This is a genomic window from Streptomyces sp. NRRL WC-3549 (genome assembly GCF_000721935.1).
Taxonomy (GTDB): domain Bacteria; phylum Actinomycetota; class Actinomycetes; order Streptomycetales; family Streptomycetaceae; genus Streptomyces.
In genome coordinates, this window is the sequence record NZ_KL585459.1 from 776 (window position 1) to 5,297 (window position 4,522).

A 4,522-nucleotide genomic window follows, 5' to 3' on the forward strand; every position below is an offset into this window, starting at 1 on the left:
ACCGCACTGCCCCGGACCACCGCCAGCACCTGGTGGCCGTTGCGACGCGCGTCGGAGAGTCGTTCGAGGAGCAGCAGGCCGGCGCCCTCGGACCATGCGGTGCCGTCCGCGTCGTCGGAGAAGGCCTTGCATCGGGCGTTTCCGGCGAGGCCGCCGTGCCCGCCGAACTCTGCGAAGATCCCTTCGTCAGCCATGATCATGACGCCGCCCGCCAGCGCCATGGAGCACTCACCCGCCCGCAGCGCCTGCGTGGCGAGGTGCAGCGCCACCAGCGAGGAGGAACACGCCGTGTCGACCGACACCGCGGGCCCCTCCAGGCCGAAGGTGTACGACACCCGACCTGAGACGACACTGCCGGCGGTACCGGTCAGCACATGTCCGGCGACACCCTCGGGGATCCGGTCGAGCGACGTGGCGTACCCGGAGGACGATGTTCCGGCGAAGACGCCGGTACGACTGCCGCGTACGGACGAGGGGTCGATGCCGGCCCGCTCGAACGCTTCCCATGCCGCTTCGAGGAGCAGTCGCTGCTGCGGGTCCATCGCCAGCGCCTCACGGGGCGAGATCCCGAAGAAGGCGGCGTCGAAACCGCCTGCGTCGTGGACGAACCCGCCCTCGTGGGGCAGGTCGGAGCCGTCGTCGGAGGAAGGCAGGTGCCAGCCGCGGTCGGTGGGGAAGCCCGAGATGCCGTCGGTGCCGGTGGCCACCAGCTCCCACAGGTCCTCGGGCGAATTGACGCCGCCGGGGTAGCGGCAGCTCATGGCCACGATCGCGATCGGCTCGTCGGTGTCCGCGGCTCCGGCCCGCACGGCGGAATCAGCGAGCGCGGGTGCTCCGGTTGTCTCGACCAGCGCCGTGTGCAGGTGGCCGGCCAGCAGGGCCGGAGTCGGGTAGTCGAAGATCAGCGATGCGGGAAGCCGTAGGCCCGTGGCAGCACCCAGGCGGTTGCGCAGCTCCACGGCGGTGAGGGAGTCGAAGCCGAGCTCCTTGAACGCCCGGCCGGGGCGTACGGCGCCCGCGTCGGAGTGTCCGAGAACAGCGGCCGCCTGAGCGCTGACGAGTTCCACCAGCGTCTGCGTCCGCTCGGACTCGTCCAGCCCCCTCAGCCGCTCGGTCAGCGTGAATGCCTCGATGGCCGCCGAAGCCACGCTGCGCCTGCTGGACCTGCGCCCGCCGAGTCCCAGCCCCCTGAACAGGGACGGCTCGTCCGCCCGGCCGCGCAGGGAGGCCGTGTCGAGCTTCATCGGTACGAGAACGGCGTCGTCGACGGCGAGGGCGGCGTCGAAGAGGGCCACGCCCTCCTGTGCCGACAGGCTGGTCAGTCCTCCTCGGGTGCTGCGGCCCGCGCTCGTCCCACGGAGCCGGTCGATCATGCCGCCGGCCTGTTCCCAGGGACCCCAGGCGAGGGAGGTCGCTGCGAGCCCCTCCCTCCGTCTGACCTGGGCCAACGAGTCGAGGAAGGCGTTGGCGGCCGCGTAGTTCCCCTGGCCGGGCGCCCCCAGCAGGCCGGAGGTGGACGAGAAGAGCGCGAACACCGCCAGGTCCAGATCGCGGGTCAGCCGGTGCAGATGCCAGGCGGCGTCCGCCTTGGGCTTGAGCACCGCGTCGATACGTTCGCCGGTGAGCGAGGAGATGATGCCGTCGTCGAGTACACCCGCGGCGTGGACCACGGCGGTCAGCGGGTGTTCGTGGTCGATGGCGGCGAGAAGGCCGGCGAGCGCGTCGGCGTCGGAGACGTCGCAGGCCGCAAGGGTGACGGTTGTGGCGCCGAGCTCCTTGAGTTCGGCGGCGAGTTCCTGAGCACCCGGTGCGTCAGGCCCGCTCCGGCCGGCCAGCACGAGGTGACGGGCACCGTGCGTGGCGACCAGGTGCCGGGCGAGTACGCCGCCGAGCGATCCGGTGCCTCCGGTGAGAAGCACGGTTCCGTCCCGGTCGAGCGGCTGCGGAACGGTGAGCACGACCTTTCCCACGTGCCGGGCCTGGCTGAGGAAGCGGAAGGCCTCCGGTGCCCGGCGGACGTCCCAGGTCCGCACGGGCAGTGGACGCAGTGCCCCGCTCTCGAACAGCGCGACAACCTCGGCCAGCATCCGGCCGATCCGCTCGGGCCCTGCCTGTATGACGTCGAACGCCTGGTAGGCGACTCCCGGATGGGCATGCGCGACCGCTTCGGGATCGCGTACGTCCGCCTTGCCCATCTCCACGAACCGACCGCCGCGCGGCAGCAGCCGCAGCGAGGCGTCCACGAACGGCCCGGCGAGGGAATCCAGCACGACGTCGACGCCACGTCCGTCGGTGGCGGCGAGGAACTGCTCCTCGAACTCCAGCGTGCGCGAGGACGCCAGGTGCTCGTCGTGCAGCCCGAGCCCCCGCAGGGCGTCCCACTTGCCCGGGCCTGCCGTCCCGAACACCTCGGCGCCGAGGTGGCGCGCCAACTGTGTGGCCGCCATGCCGACACCGCCCGCCGCGGCGTGCACGAGGACCGACTCCCCCGGCTGGAGTGCGGCGAGGTCGACCAGACCGTAGTAAGCGGTGAGGAACACGATGGGCACCGAGGCTGCCTCGGTGAACGACCATCCGTCGGGAATCTTCGCGATCATGCGCTGATCGGTCACCGCGGTGGGGCCGAAACCGCCGCTCAGCAGGCCCATGACCCGGTCACCAGGCACGATCCCGGTCACGCCGGAGCCGGTCTCCAGCACGACGCCGGCACCCTCGATGCCCATCGTGGCGTGTCCCGGATACATGTCGAGAGCAATCAGGACGTCGCGGAAGTTGAGCCCCGCTGCGCGTACGGCCACGCGCACCTGGCCGGATTCGAGTTCGCCGCGCGCTTCCGGGTGGGGCAACAGCCGCAGTCCGTCGAGCGTCCCCTTGCTCATGCTGTCGAGCCGCCAGGCCGTCCCGTCCACAGGCGGCAGCAGTGTGCCGTCCTGCCCGGACCGCACGAAGCGGAGGGCGAGGAGCGCTCCCCCGCGTACGGCCAGCTGCGGCTCACCGCAGTCCACGGCACGTCGTACGACACCGACGTCGGGCCGCGCCGTTTCGTCCAGATCCAGCAGGACGAAGCGCTGGGGGTTCTCCGACTGCGCCGACCGCAGCAAGCCCCACACCGGGGCGGCGGACAGGTCGGTCGTGGCGCTCGTGTCGCCGCCCGTGTCGACGGCCCGACGGGTGACGACGACCAGCCGGGACGCGTCGAAGCGCGCATCGGCCAGCCACTCCTGCAGGAGCCCGAGCGTACGGTGCGCTGTGCGGTGCGCGGCTCCGAGGACGTCGGCGTCCTCGGGCGCGCTGTCGGTGGTGTCGATCAGGACGACTTCCGGAGCTGCGGCCCCCGCGTCGAGGGCTGCGGTCAGCGCGGTCATGTCCGCGTACACGTCACAACCGTCGGGGCCCGGGCCGGCTCCATCGGCGAGCACGGTCAGCACCGCCAAGGACCGTGCCTCACCATCCGGCTCCGAGGACGTGTCCTGGGCGACCTCGACCCAGCTCAGTTGGAACAGCGAGTCCGCGGTGGCACGGTCCCGGTCGTCGAACTGCTCAGCGGACACCTCACGCATTGCCAACGCGTCGACGTGAGCGACGAGTTGACCGGCGGCATCGGCCAGGACCAGTGACATCGTGCTGTCGCGGCCCGCGGAGGCGATCCGCATCCGCAGCGTGGTGGACCCGGTGGCGCGGAGGAACACACCGTTCCAGGAGAACGGCAGCCAGCCGCGCCGCTCGCCGCTCGCCGGGTCCTCCGGCCCGCCGCCGCCCAGCAGACCGCCCACGGCGAGGGAGTGGAGAGCGGAGTCGAGGAGCGCCGGGTGCACACCGAAGCCGGCCACGTCGAGGTCGGCCACCGCCACTTCGGCGAAGACCTCCTCGCCACGGCGCCAGACCCGCTGCAGCCCTCGGAATGCCGGGCCGTAGCCGAATCCCTGGGCAGCGAGTCGCTCGTACAGCCCTTCGACATCGATCTCCGTCGCCTCGCGCGGCGGCCAAACCCGCAGGGACTCCCGGACCGATGATTCGGCAGCTGACTCGACAGCGGCGTCGACGGGCGCGAGCAGTCCGGTGGCGTGTTGGGTCCAGTCGCTCTCCTCGGCGTCTGCCTCTCCGGGACGGGAGTGCACGCTGACAGGCCTCCGCCCGTCCGCCTCAGGGGTGCCGACAACGACCTGCAGCTGGACGCCTGCCGACTCATGGAGCACCAGCGGCGCCTGCAGTGTCAGCTCGTCCACCGACTCGCAGCCCACATGATCACCCGCATGCAGGGCCAGGTCGACGAAGGCTGTTCCCGGCAGCAGCACCGAACCCATGACGGCATGGTCGGCGAGCCATGGCTGTGTCTGCAGCGACAGACGCCCCGTGAAGAGGAACTCGTCCGTGTGGGCCAGCCCAACCGCGGCCGCGAGCAGCGGGTGATCGCCGGTGCGCAGCCCGAGTCCGGCTACGTCCCCGGTCTGAGGCCAGGTGTTCTTGGGCCAGTACCGCTGCCGCTGGAAGGCGTAGGTGGGCAGGTCGATGTGGCGGGGGG

Annotated in this window: 1 protein-coding gene; it reads right to left on the reverse strand. The window is 71.6% G+C overall.

What is annotated here, in order from left to right:
* Positions 1-4,522: SDR family NAD(P)-dependent oxidoreductase (locus IH13_RS39430; protein ID WP_037843470.1), on the reverse strand; the 4,522-nt coding region annotated here is incomplete at both ends.